Source organism: Chloroflexota bacterium (genome assembly GCA_014360805.1).
In the GTDB taxonomy this organism is placed as follows: Bacteria; Chloroflexota; Anaerolineae; order DTLA01; family DTLA01; genus DTLA01.
In genome coordinates, this window is the sequence record JACIWU010000006.1 from 1 (window position 1) to 12,724 (window position 12,724).

General features: G+C 65.1%; 7 protein-coding genes, 1 tRNA gene and 1 pseudogene. 4 read left to right on the top strand and 5 right to left on the bottom strand.

Translation table 11 applies throughout. The features are described 5' to 3' along the window. The 3 genes and pseudogenes from H5T65_01880 to H5T65_01890 form a co-directional block, all read right to left on the bottom strand. Positions 1-514, bottom strand: a pseudogene (locus H5T65_01880) (nickel-dependent hydrogenase large subunit). Positions 515-516: 2 nt separating this feature from the next. Further along, complete coding sequence (locus tag H5T65_01885; protein ID MBC7257979.1) at positions 517-1,623, bottom strand: hydrogenase small subunit; 1,107 nt, start codon at positions 1,621-1,623, stop codon at positions 517-519. Positions 1,624-2,139: 516 nt separating this feature from the next. Further along, positions 2,140-6,732, bottom strand: a complete 4,593-nt coding sequence (locus H5T65_01890) for a DNRLRE domain-containing protein (GenBank protein ID MBC7257980.1) — start codon at positions 6,730-6,732, stop codon at positions 2,140-2,142. 761 nt (positions 6,733-7,493) lie between these two features. Here H5T65_01890 and H5T65_01895 point away from each other — a divergent pair. From H5T65_01895 to H5T65_01905, 3 genes are all read left to right on the top strand, one after another. Beyond that, positions 7,494-7,567: transfer RNA gene (locus tag H5T65_01895), tRNA-Val, on the top strand. Positions 7,568-7,675: 108 nt separating this feature from the next. Continuing rightward, positions 7,676-8,353: a response regulator transcription factor gene (locus tag H5T65_01900; GenBank protein ID MBC7257981.1), complete on the top strand. Its 678-nt coding sequence runs from the start codon at positions 7,676-7,678 to the stop codon at positions 8,351-8,353. Between the two features lie 4 nt (positions 8,354-8,357). After that, complete coding sequence (locus tag H5T65_01905) at positions 8,358-9,752, top strand: HAMP domain-containing protein (protein ID MBC7257982.1); 1,395 nt, start codon at positions 8,358-8,360, stop codon at positions 9,750-9,752. A gap of 12 nt (positions 9,753-9,764) precedes the next feature. On the opposite strand, the gene H5T65_01910 is transcribed toward H5T65_01905, so the two are convergent. Both H5T65_01910 and H5T65_01915 read right to left on the bottom strand, forming a co-directional pair. After that, positions 9,765-10,058: a hypothetical protein gene (locus H5T65_01910; GenBank protein ID MBC7257983.1), complete on the bottom strand. Its 294-nt coding sequence runs from the start codon at positions 10,056-10,058 to the stop codon at positions 9,765-9,767. Between the two features lie 10 nt (positions 10,059-10,068). Then, entirely contained in the window at positions 10,069-11,361 is a 1,293-nt protein-coding gene (locus tag H5T65_01915; GenBank protein ID MBC7257984.1) for a hypothetical protein, read from the bottom strand. Positions 11,362-11,931: 570 nt separating this feature from the next. Here H5T65_01915 and H5T65_01920 point away from each other — a divergent pair. Then, positions 11,932-12,669 carry a hypothetical protein gene (locus tag H5T65_01920; GenBank protein MBC7257985.1) on the top strand — a complete coding sequence of 246 codons (738 nt, stop codon included), beginning with the start codon at positions 11,932-11,934 and terminating at the stop codon, positions 12,667-12,669. The last annotated feature ends 55 nt before the right edge of the window (positions 12,670-12,724 follow it).

Below are 12,724 nucleotides of genomic sequence, written 5' to 3' on the forward strand. Positions count from 1 at the left end.
AGTAGCCATTGGCAAACGGCCCCGACTGGCCACTCTGCACGAAGGCGGTCAGTTTGTCCTTGACGGCCTTGAAGTAGTCCGCGCTGGAGTTGGGCCAATCGGAAATGGACTGGGCCAATTGGGCGGTCGCCACGGGGTCCGCGCGCAGGGCGCCGGTTACGTCCACCCAATCCAGGGCGTGCAGGTGGTAGAAGTGAATGACGTGATCTTGGACATACTGGATTCCCGCAATCAGATTGCGGAGGATTCGGGCATTGTCAGGGATTCGGATTCCCAGGGCATCTTCTACGCTTCGCACGGAAGCGACGGCGTGAACCGTTGTTCAGACGCCTCATATGCGTTGGGCCATGAGCCAGGCTTCGCGTGGGTCGCGGCCCTTTTGGATGATTTCCAGCCCGCGGAACATGGTGCTGGAACTCCAGGCCTCGGCCACGCGCCCGTTCTCCACCTTGGCCTCAATGCGCAAGTGCCCCTCAATCCGGGTAACGGGGTCAATCGCGATTCGCTCGGCCACTTTTACTCCTCCTCTTTCTCCTTCTCTTTGCTGAGACGACTGGCGGTCACCGCGCCTGCGGCGCCGATTACCAAGCCGGCAGCAGCGCCGATGGCTCCTGCAGCCGCGGGAGAAAGCCCTCCGGCAGCAGCCTCCACCTCGGGGTATGCGCTCGGCGGCGTCAACTGGTGGATGGGCACCGGCTCATAGGCAGGGCTTTCCCAGAAGTCCGGAGCGGCGCAGGCGATGCATCCGTGTCCCGCACCGACAGGCCAACTGGTGCCTTCGTTCCAGCGGAGCGTGGGGCAGTTGTGGAACGCGACCGGCCCTTTGCAGCCCATTTTGTATAGGCACCATCCCTTGCGGTGGCCCTCGTCTCCCCATGCCTGCACGAACTCCCCGGCGTCAAAGTGCCCGCGCCGCTCGCAGTTGTCGTGAATGCGCCGCCCGTAGGCAAACAGTGGGCGGCCCAGATCGTCCACCGCGGGCAGATTGCCGAAGGTCAGGAAATGCACCACCGTTGCGGTCAGGTTGTCCACATTGAACGGACAGCCCGGCAGGTTCACGATGGGGACGCCGGAAATCACGTCTTTCACGCCCTTGGCGCCGGTGGGGTTGGGCGTTGTCGCGGGCCAGCCCCCGTAAAACGCGCATGCGCCCACCGTGATGACGGCGACCGAATGCCCCGCCACTTCCTTGAGAATGTCCAGAGCCGTGCGTCCGCCAATGCAGCAGTAGATGCCGTCATCCGCTGTCGGTATGGAGCCTTCCACGACCGTGAGGTACCCGCCCTCGGCGACCGTGTCGGCCAGGGATTTCTCTGCGCGTTTGCCGGAAGGGGCCATGATCGTCTCGTGGTAGTTGAGGGATAGGGTATCCAGCACCAGTTCTGCGACGGTGGGCCTGTTGGCGCGGAGCAGCGATTCGGTGCATCCCGCGCAGTCCTGCATCTCCAGCCAGACCACCGCGAGGCGCTTGGCGGTCTCCAGTGCCCGCGCGATTTTGGGCGTGAAACTCGCGGGCAGCGCCAGGGTCCCCGCCATGATCGCGCAGAATTTCAGGAACTCCCGACGGGATACCCCGTGCTCGGTGAGAGCCGTTTTCAAGAGGCTTTTCTGGTGTTCCTCCATGTGCGTGTCTCCTCCCTAGTGAATCCACAGGCCAGCAGCGCAGCATGTTTGCGCCGATGCCAACCTAAACGCTTTCCCGTTATCAAGACTTGCTCGCGATGGGCATCCCCCTCCCTTATTCAGAATTCCCGATGGCAATGTGCAGCAGGTACCGTGTGAATTCGCAATTCGCAGAAACGACCGTCCCTACGGACGGAATACTACTTGTAATTATAGCATATCTTGCGAAAAAGTCAATGGTTTTCGCCTTTTGTTCCGAAAATCGCAAAACAGGTCCTTACCCAGAGTGATTCCTGACGGCATGTCATTGCGAGGAGCGCAGCGCTCTCGTAGATGCCAATTTGCCCCACGTCTAGCGCGTTCCCTGTTCCGACGGGCCGAAATGGAGATGCGAGCGTTCTACTGGGGTAGCGAGATTCAATGCTGTGGCGACAACACGCCCCAAGCAAAGAGCCTCCCACACAACAGTGAGAGGCTCTTCACAGGCAGCAAGTGCGAGGTAGAATGCGGCTGGCGTCAGGGTATCTCCCACGTGCACGCCTCACCGACCAGCACCCAGTACCCCTTCCCCGGCTCCAACAGCCGCAGGTCGTTGACGAAATCGGGCGCGCCCGGCCTGTATCGCCGCCATGTGCCGCCCCACTCGCCTGCCTCGTAGGTCATCACGGCCACAATCTTGTCGGCGATGGGGGCCAGCGCTGTCTCGGGGCTACGCGGTTCCGTGGCGGGGAACCCCACCATGTTCCACCCGACGTACAGCGGAATCTGTGCCCCCCCGGGCGCCTGGCCCTGGACCGTCAGCGTTGTCGGCGCAATGACCTTGACCCACATCCCCATGCGCTCGTCCACGAACGTCAACGAGTTGGCGCCGGGTGGCATCAGAGGGCTATACGTCTTCCAGGTCCCGGCGCTTGCATCCCAGTAGTAGGCGCTCACCAGGACGTGCGAGACGGACGCGAATACGACATCCGGATCGTTGGAATCGGGCACCACGGGCAGCGAGATGAGGTTCCACCCCTCGCGCAGCAGCACGCCGGGCGTCGCGGTCGTCGTCGGCGCGGGCGTTTCGGTCGCCGTGTGCGTAGCCGTGGGCGTCGCGGTAGGCGTCGGGGTGGGCGTGGGGGTGTCCGTCGGCGCGGGCGTGGGCGTTTCGGTCGCCGTGTGCGTAGCGCTGGGCGCAGGCGTGGGCGTCGGCGTGGCGGTAGGTGTCGCCGTCGGCGCGGGCGTGTTCGTGGGCGTGCGCGTGGGCGTGTTCGTCGGCGTGGCCGTGGCGCTCGCCACCGAGTACGCCACCTCCAACAGCGGCCGCCTGTACACATCCGGATACTCCGCCGAGGCAAAACGGTACTCCACCGAACCGCCCGCCGACGCGCCCTTCACCACCATCCCGAAGTTCTCGTCGGGATGGGCCACCCAATACCTGACCAGGTCGGCAACATCCATGGTAACCGCGCTGTTGGCCGCGTTCATGTGGAAAGTGGCGTAGGCCGTCGCGGTGCGGTCGTAGGTCGTCCCATTGCAACCGTCAACCTCCCAGCGCTCGCCGGTACGCGGCTGTTGCCACGTCGCCTGGGTAGCCGTCCAGGGCCGTAGCACGCGGTACACTAACCCGTCAAACATGTTGCCATTGCTCTGGTACGTGGCGTACAGCGTGAGCGACGCGCTGATGACGTTGGCCCCGGCGGGGATGGACGACACATCAAACCGCACCAGCCCGGCCATCACATCGTAGGTGCGGACGCTGAAGTGGGTCAGGCCCGCGAAGTTGCTCGTGGGCTGCCACTGATCCATGTGCGTGTCCACGCTCCCCGTGTAGCCGTTGACCCCGACGCGGAAGGTCGCCGTCTGCACGGGGCCGCCCGGCGTGGGTGTGGGCGGCACGGGCGTCGCCGTCGCGGTGCGCGTTGCCGTCGCCGATGGCGTGGGCGAAGGCGTCGCCGTGGGCTGCGGGGTGCCGGTGCGGGTGGGCGTGAGCGAAGCCTGCGCGGTGGCGGTGGCCGTGGCCGTCGCGGTTCGGGTAGGCGTCGCCGTCGGCCCGCCGGACCAGTATTCTATGACGAGTTTGGGGCGAATGGAAGCGTTCGCATTCTCCGACGAGGCAAAAGTGTAGCCCACCGAGTTGCCCCCCGCGTCCCGCAGCAAGAGCCCCAAGTTCGTCGTAGGCGCGGCCACCCAGTTCCGCACGATGTCGGTAACATCCAGACTGACCCACACGTTCGTGATACTGGGCGGCGGCTGCTGCATGTCCGTGGCCGTGGCCGAGCGGTCTTGATTCGGCGGCTCCGTGCTGTTGCAACCGGCCAGACCCCAGTAGGTGCTGCTGGTGGCGCGGTTCCACGTGGCGCCCGATTCCGTCCACGAGCGCACCACCTGGTACGGGCTGAAGTAGGCCGAGCCGGCGTTGCTCCGCGCCGTCAGGTAGATTTCCAGCCGCGCCGAGCCTACCGACGCGCCCGCGGGCAGCGGCGACAGATCAAACCGCAGGAGCGCCGAGTGGATGTCCTGCCGCCCGTAGTCGTAGTTCCCGCCCCGAATGCTGAACGTCGGCTCGTTGCCGTAGTTGGTGTCCTTGGCCCACCAGTCAATCAGCGTGTCGGTGGTCCCCGCGTAGCCGTTCAGCCCCTGCTGGAGCGTCAGCACCGTGGGCGGCGTGGACGGCGTGGGCGTGGGCGTAGCGGTGGGGGCGGGGGTCGGCGTCCGCGTGGGCGGCGTCCCCTCCAGCGTGTACTGCACAATCAGTTTCGGGCGCAGGCTGCTGTTCTCGTAGTCGGAGCCGGCCAGGCTGTACTGCACCAGTTCCGCCATGGTGCAGGTGGACTTGAGCACCAGCCCCTGGTTGCTGCTCGGGTCCAGCACCCACGCCTGCACCATATCCGTAACGTCAAAGGTGTACCAGCGGTTGGTGTACTGGAGCCAAACCTCCTCTCCGCCGATGTCGGAGCGGTCGGTGCCGATGCCGTTGCAGCCGGGCGTGGCCCATGTTTCGCCGGTGCGTGGGCGAATCCACGTGGCCTGCGAGTCCACCCACGGGCGCAACACCGCGTAGGGCTGCGCGCACATGTACGCGCTGTTGCTCTGCGCCAACGTGTACACCTGCAACTGTGCCCCCAGCACCGTCGCGTTCGTCGGGATACTGCTTATGTCAAACCGTAACAGCGACGCGATAATGTCCGTGGAGCGCACGATGAGGATGGTGTCCCAGTTGTAGTTAGAGTCGTCGCTGTAGTCGGAGATGTAGGTGTCGCGCACGCCCGCGTACCCACCCAGCCCCTGCTGGAACGTTACCGTCGTGGCGGCGGGCGTGGGGCCGGGCGTGAACGTCGGAGTTGGCGTCGGCGTGGCGGTCGGCGTGCGGGTTGGCGTGGCCGTGGGGCCTGGCGTGAAGGTGGACGTGCGGGTCGGCGTGGGCGTGGCCGTCCCGGGCACCGGCGTGGGCGTCGGCGTGGACGTCGGGCCGGCGCTCCCGCTCTTCGTTACGTCCACGAAGTGGATGTACTCGTCGCCGTCGCTGCGCCCGTCAATGTAGAAATCGCTCCCACCGTCCAGGCCGTTGGCGAATCGGGCATTCGGCAACACGAACGTGGCCTTCTTCCACGTCAGGCTGTTGGTCTTGGACACGCTGCCGCCGCTCCGCTGGCCCGTCGTGGAATCGTAGAACAGTTCCCAGCGGTCGGTGCCGCGGTCAAAGTACGTAACCGTTACGGTTACGGTCTGGTTCGTGTTGTAGAGATAGCCGTCATCCACCTTGAAGAACATGTACGGGTTGCCCGAGGCCGCGTCGGTGCGACGGGTGATCCACGACTCCTTGCCCACCCACGAGCCGCCCAGGTTCACGCCCTGTTCGGTCTTGTTGGTGATCGTGCACCCGGACGTCGTGGTGGGAAAGTTCAACCCCGCGCGGTACGTTACGACGACGGTCTTGCCCCCGGGCACCGAGTCGTCCTGATACAGCCAGAAGTCAAAGTTGCCGCACTCCGGATACCACGAGTAGCCCGACTCGCGCAGCGCCACCCAGACGCTGGGCGTGTCCTGCAACGTCCGCCCCAGGTATCGGTTGGCGAACTCCAGGATGGGGAAGTTGTAGTAGCGGATGTTGCCCTGCGCATCCTGAAGCAGCCAGCCCCGCCAGTCCTGGGGCGAGTAGTCAATGGTGAGCCAGGTGTTGTGGCGGTGCAGCACGCCCAACACGCCCCAGTACGTCTCCTCCTCCGTCGGCGTCATGTACTGGTATGCCTCTTGGCCGGTCGGGTACTGCAGACTCCACTTCAGGATAGGGTCCACCGTCCCGCAGCCCTCAAACCCGGGCTTGTCGGGGATGTACTGCGAATCGGCGTCGGCCTGCATGGCCGCGTGGAAGTCGCCGATGCCATACGTCGTTGCCGCGTAGTCGGTCCACTCCTTGCGCTCGCAGACGTGCTGAAAGCGCGGCGTGCCTGGAATCACGACGCGAGTCGTGTGGAAGGCTTGGCCGTACATGTCCACAATCTGCTTGACGGTGCTGACCCACAGCGGCCCCGAAAGGCCGTTGTCGCGCATGCACTGATCGTAGGCCTCTACACACGGCTGCGTCTCGCCGTACACCCCCACGCCCATGATGACGAACTCCAGGCGCGGGTCGCCGTCAAACCGCTGCCCCAGCGCCTGCACGAAGTTGCCGTACTTCTGGAGATACGCCCAGTGCCAGTACTTGGGTATCTGCTCCGTGCCGCAGGTGAGCACCGCGTCGGGGTAGCGGCTCTGGAACCAGGACGGGACCATCAGCCCGCCAGCCTGTCCGGCGTAGGTCTGCAGGTGCAGCGCTGCCGGCTTGCCTTTGGCCCACTGCGCCGCCAGGAAGTTCTCAATCAAATCCCAGCGGTACTGGCCCTCGCTCGGCTCCAGTTGCTTCCAACTGAAGGTCATGTGCCCGCCCACGATGGGCCACTGGCTCGGGTCCAGGTTGGCGCTGTCGCGGGCGATGTACACGCCCGGGCGCGGCGTTGCAGGGGCCGCATTGCTGCGGATACCCTGGGCCGAACTGTAGTTGCGCCCGCCTGCGCTCAACCCAACGACGGTGAAGCACACCACCACCGCCGCAATCCAGAGAAAGCGAGATCGGCTTGTCCTCATGTCGCAATCGCTCCTGGTGTCGGATGTAAGACCCCTAGAATACAGTCTATTCGTTTTGGCCGTCGCAACAATGGGGAAAAGGTACTACAAACGTACCGGGGCGGGCCGCGGCCGGCGGTGGACGCAGCGCGCCCCGTGGGGGGCTCACCAACTGTAACGCGGCAGGCGGGCGCGCGGATACGCCGACTTGGTTGCAAAGTTCGTTCGCGCCTGACAACGCGGGCATAGCGATCCCGGGGAGTTGTAACCGCGAATAACACGAATCCACGCAAATGGAAAACAAAGGACGGGCATGGAACCCTGCTCGACGCCCTGACGGGCGAAGCCCTGTGGGCCACCAGCCCCTCCGGGGCTTCGTGCCCGTAGCGCGGGGGTTTGGCCCCGCGCGCTCATGGCGCTTGCCGACCTCGCCTCCTAGTTCCCCAACTGCCATCGCGAGCGAAACGATCCTGCGGAGTTGTAACCGCGAATAACACGAATCCACGCAAATGGAAAACAAAGACCAAGGGTCTTCAACAATGCTCAAACACATACAGCGGCTTTCCCTAGCCGCCCGCCCGTCCCCTCGCCTCGCCTTGCGGGGAGAGGGTGAGGGTGAGGGGTCCAATCCCCTCGCCTCGCCTTGCGGGGAGAGGGAGAGGGTGAGGGGCCCAATCCCCTCGCCTCGCCTTGCGGGGAGAGGGTGAGGGTGAGGGGTCGCCCGCCCATGAACACAACGCGATTGACAGAATCACGCACCCACCGTATAATATACTCGCTGCGGGCGAATAGCTCAGTTGGGATGAGCGCCTCGCTTACACCGAGGAGGTCACAGGTTCGAGCCCTGTTTCGCCCACCTGCAAGCAAGGCCGCCACCCAAAGGCGGCCTTATCTCTATCCGCGAACGGATGCGAATACACACGAATGAACAGACAGGTTCGCGGATGATCCTGCCGGTAGGGATATGGCAGAGCGCATCCTGGTTGTGGAAGACGATACGAAGATCGCCGACCTGCTGCGGCGGGGCCTGGCCTTTGAAGGGTACGCCGTGGACGTGGCGGCCGATGGCGAGTCGGCGCTGGCCAGCGCGCGCGACCGCGAACCCGACCTGGTCATCCTGGACCTCATGCTGCCGGGCATGAGCGGGCTGGAGGTGTGTCGGCGCCTGCGGGCGGGCAGCGACGTGCCTATCCTCATCCTCACGGCCAAGGGTGCCGTGGCCGACCGTGTGGCCGGCCTGGACAGCGGAGCCGACGACTACCTGGTGAAGCCCTTCGCCTTTGAGGAACTCCTGGCCCGCATCCGCGCCCTGCTGCGCCGCCGCCAGCGCACGGAGCAGGAAGAAGTCCTTCGCTTCGCCGACCTGACGATGAACACCTCCACCCGACGGGTAACCCGCGGCGACCGCGTCATAGAACTCACGCCCAAGGAATTTGACCTGCTGGAGTTGTTCCTCCTTCACCCGAATCATGTCCTCACCCGCGACGTCCTCTACGACCGCATCTGGGGCTACGACTTCGGCGGCGAGTCCAACATCCTGGAGGTGTACATCCGCTACCTGCGCGCCAAACTGGAGGCGGGCGGCGAGCCTCGGCTCATCCACACCGTGCGGGGGGTTGGCTATGTCCTCCGCGAGGAGTAAGGCCATGCCCATTCGCGCGCGGCTGACCCTGTGGTACGTGGGACTACTGGCGTTTGTGCTACTGGTCTTTGACGTGGCCGTGTACGCGGTGCTGGCCTACCGCACCTACGCCGACGTGGACCGGCAGGTGCAGACCCTGGCCGATCAGATCGTCATATCCATTCGGGCCGAGAACAACCCCCTGTCGGTGCTGGTTTCGGGACGGGTACGCCTCCCGCCGATGGACGCTTTCGCCACGCCGGACACGTACTGGCAGATCGTTCGCGCCGATGGGATCATCGCAGCGCGCTCGGCCAATCTCGGCGACCAGAACCTGCCCCTGGACAGCGAGACCCTCCAGAAGACCGGCCAGGGCGAGACTGTGCTGGCCACCGTTCGGGCGGGCAACGCGCGCGTGCGCATCTTCAGCACGCCGCTGGTGGTGCTGCGCAACAACGTCGGCACGGTGCAGGTGGGTGCGTCGCTCCAGAACGTGGACGCTACGCTTCGGCGGGTGGCGGGCCTGCTCACGGCCGGCTCGTTTTTGGCCATCCTGGCGGCGGGAATCGTGGGGTTCGTGCTGGCGCGGGCCGCCCTCCGCCCCATTGACCAGGTAACCCAGGCGGCGCTGCGCATCACCCGCGCCGAGGACTTGAGCCGCCGCCTGCCCGAGCCAACCGTCCAGGACGAGGTGGGCCGCCTCACGGCCACCTTCAACGAGATGCTGGGCCGGCTGGAAGACCTGTTCCGCGCGCAGCAGCACCTGGTGGCCGACGTGTCGCACGAATTGCGCACGCCCCTGACGACGATTCAGGGCAACCTGGACCTGCTGCGCCGCGGCGCGCTGGAAGACCCCGACGCCCGCCGCGAGGCCCTCCGCGCCATAGAGGCGGATATCGGCGCCATGTCGCGCCTGGTTACCGACCTGCTCCTGCTGGCCCAGGCCGATGCCGGCGTCAAACTGGAGTTCCAGCCGGTGGAATTGGACACCCTCCTGCTGGACGTGTACCGCCAGGCGCAAAGGCTCTCCCAGGGCGTCAAGGTGAAACTGGGCGAAGAGGACCAGGCGCTCGTCATGGGCGACCCCGACCGCCTCCGCCAGTTGCTGCTGAACCTCGTGGACAATGCGCTGAAGTACACGCCAACGGGCGGCGAGGTAACCCTGTCCCTCCAGCGCGAGCCCGGCTGGGTCTGCATCTCCGTCGCCGACACCGGCATCGGCATCCCGCCCGAAGACCTTCCGCACATCTTTGAGCGGTTCTATCGCTCGGACAAAGCGCGCACCCGCGGCAAAGGCGGGACGGGCCTCGGCCTGGCCATCGCCAAGTGGATCGCCGAGGCCCACAACGGGCGCATCATCGTGGAGAGCGCCCCCGGCAAGGGCAGCACCTTCACGGTCTGGCTCCCGTCGCCCGCCTGAAACGGCACACCGTTAGTACGCCTGGTTGTCCATGACCACCGGCAGGAACCGCCGGAAGATGCGCACCAGCCCGTACCAGTAGCCCAGGTTCGCCTTGTAGTTGGCGCTTGTCATCGTGCCGATGACCGTCTGCCCTACGGTAAAGTGGGCCACGTAGTTGGACGACGTGGACGTGCCCCCGCCATTGCTCGTCCCTGGCGTGAACCAGTCCAGCCGGTAGTTGGACGACGTCATCGCCACGGCCCCCAGCGCCAGCGCCACGGCCACCACAAGGAGCAGCCCCATGCGCGCGAATCTGCGTCTCATGGCCGCCCTCCTAGTACAGGTGGTGATGGCCGAGTTGGATGCGCACGCCGCCCAACTGGATGTAGGTACTGTCGTCGGCGAAGTACAAGTTGAAGTACAGGCCGAGAATGCCCTGGCTTGCCGACAGGACATTGTTCACCGCTAGCGTGTAGGACGTCGCCGTAGTGCTCTTGTGGTCAGTGAGATTAGAAACGAGAGTAACCCAGGAATCCGCTTTCGTTTGCTTTGTCAAGTATGTTGAGCTGATATACGCCTTACTCCCGTCCTCGCACTTGTAGTATACGGTTATGCTCTCAACGTCCACGGGCTGGCCGTACAACACGGCAGGCAGGACGATGGAGAGATACACCGTCTTGGAGCCCGGCTCGGACCCGCGCCATATTCTGACTGACCCGTTCGCATACACATCCCAGCGAGTGGTGTCACTACTCAGGTTCTTGATGATCTGCGTGCCGGGGATGAAGATATACGAGTCGGCCTTGGTCTCAATGGAGCCGTTGTTGTTGATGCGGATTTCGTCCTCGCCGCCGTCCCCGCCAAACCCCTTCAGCAGTAGCCCGGTACCCCGGTTATGGATGACCACCGAGGCGTCGCTGCTGTTGGCGTCCGCGTGAAGCGCAATACCGCTCGCGCCCCCCGCCTCCGCCTTCATCGCCGGCCCGCTCAACCCCGCGCCTTCACTCCACGCATACACGCCGATCCCGCCGCCGGAGTTCTCGCCCGACACCCCCGCGTGGTTGTTCGCGTCGCTGCGGCCGTGCACCGCGTCATGGCCCTTGCTGTACGCGTCCAGCCCCCAGCCGCTCCCGTGGTTGAACACGTTCAGGATCGCGCCGGTGGACGTCTCGCTGATCACCGCCCCGGGCCGCAGGCTCCACGCGTATGGCACCGCGTAGATCTTCTGCCGAGGCGTCATCTCCGCATCGCTCCCCACCTTGATACCCAGCCACACCTGTCGCCCGTTCAGGTCTGAGGCCTCGCACCAATCCATGTACGCGTTGAACAACCCGTTGACTGCCGTAACATTGTCTGAGTCTGAACACAGGGCTGTGCCGCCTGTCGCCGCGTCATACAAGGTCATCACGATGGTGCGCGTGCCGTTGATGGGGTTGCCGTTGCGGTCCAGCAACCGCCCCTGAATGGGAATCACATCATCCAGCGAGGTTGCCACGCCCACGTCGCCTTGAGGCAGAACGTCGTCGTCCTCCCCTGGCCCCTGGGCCAGCGTCAACCCCACCGCTCCTGCCAAGACGAGAGCCGCCACGAGGAAAACCACACCCATGAGAATCCGCTTCCGTTCCATGTCCCTACTCCTTTCGCTTTGTGGGGCGCAGTGCGCCTGGGTGGATACGCCGCACACGCGGCACACACGATTGGAGAAGCCGTTTGGAGTGAGTGGGGCGGGGCCATCTCGCCCCACAGGGGCGCAATATTCCGTAATGAGGACGCAAAGAACCGCGGCCACTCTGAGCGTATTCTAGCACAAAATCTCAACGCTTGCAAGGCGGTTTTGGGTACGTCGCATCCTAACCTCGCCCCGCCCGCACGGGGAGAACACGTAGGGCGGCTTTCCATAGCCGCCCGCCCGCCCCCTCGCCCCGCTTGCGGGCAGAGGGCTAGGGTGAGGGGCAGCCCGCCCGCCCCGCTCGCGATTTCCACGGACCCGGATTTATGCCTCCGACTCGGGTCCAAAGTTCATTGGCCGCGCCATTTGCATCGGTGCGACGCAGTTCCCGAAGTGCGTCGCAGATTGGTCGCCCACACGAGACGGAGTCGGATATACCTCTTGTCCCATTGACCTCCGCACCACCCGGTGCTATAATGGGCGCGTAGGGCTGCCCCCCGAAACCCGTGGCCCTGCGGAGTAGCGGCCATGCGAACTCTGGACCTGAGCGCCTGGAGCCAGCAGCAACTGATGTACCTGCTGATCGCCACATTTCTCGCGATCATCCTCCTCATTGTGGCGTTGTTGATCTACCTGCGCCGGACGCGCCCGCAGCCGACAAGGACCGACAAGGGCGAGATGGCCCCGCCGCCCGAGATCGTGCTGCGGCGCCGCGGATGGGCAGGCCGCATGGAGGTGATCATCGGGGGGCGCACGTACCGGCGCATGAAGGATGTGGACGATGCGGCCACGCGTCGCGCGCTGATGTTGGCCGCCGGCGACCTCGTCGCGTTCGTTGAGCCGACGGCCACGCAGGCACCTCCGCCCAAGACCAGCCCGCCCACGGCAGCCGCCGAGGCGCCCAGCACCGGCAAGTACTACGCGCCGGCGCGGGAACTGGCCCAGCAGGCGTTTCTCGCCCAACTGGAGGCGGCCAACCTCGCCGCGCCTCCGAGTGGCGGCTGGCTGGCGGTGCTCGGCAGAGGGCTGGGTTCGCGCACCACGGGCGGGGCGGCCGGCTCTTTTGTAGAGGACATTGAGCAGATTATCCAGCGAAGGTGCAAGGAGCAAAGCATTGACATGTCCGTTCATCTCCGCACCGACGGACAAGGAATCGTGCGCGTGGAGGTGGACGGCGTCCTGTACGACAGCCCCGCCGACATTCCAGACATCGCCATCCGCGAGTTGATCCGTGCTGCCGTGGGAGAGTGGGAGGCGCGCTTCTAACCCCGCAGGCCCGTCCGACGGCGCCATGCTCAAAGCCCACTCCGGCTGCAGCCCA